This is a genomic window from Gilvimarinus gilvus (assembly GCF_030518155.1).
GTDB classification, from domain to species: domain Bacteria; phylum Pseudomonadota; class Gammaproteobacteria; order Pseudomonadales; family Cellvibrionaceae; genus Gilvimarinus; species Gilvimarinus gilvus.
This window is the reverse complement of record NZ_JAULRU010000738.1, coordinates 1-310: the sequence shown is the minus strand read 5'-3', so window position 1 is coordinate 310 and position 310 is coordinate 1. Positions and strand designations below refer to the sequence as shown.

1 protein-coding gene is annotated in these 310 nt (G+C 35.2%); it reads left to right on the top strand.

Going from position 1 to position 310, the window contains the following annotated elements:
- Nucleotides 1-310, top strand: a 310-nt coding sequence (locus QWI17_RS19170) for a dienelactone hydrolase family protein (RefSeq protein ID WP_302724141.1), incomplete at both ends; no start/stop codon positions are given.

Genomic DNA, 310 nt, shown 5'->3' with positions numbered 1-310 from the left:
GGAACAGGCGCATTAGAAGCTGCTCGTGCACAATTAGCTGTTGTTGGCGTTGTTTCTATTCATGGTGGATTAGCAAAAGATTTGGCTCGAAAAAATATTCCTCTTAAAACAAAAGTTTTGATTGAACATCCTGCTGAAGATGAATCTGTAAAACCCGAAGATATTTCGAATTTAGTAATTGAAATGAACGAAGGAAAAACAGATTGGCAAATGATTACTTACGCAAATTCAAAACACACGTTTACCAATCCAGAATCACCTGATTACAATAAATTAATGGCAGATAGAGCTTGGAAACATACATTATTGT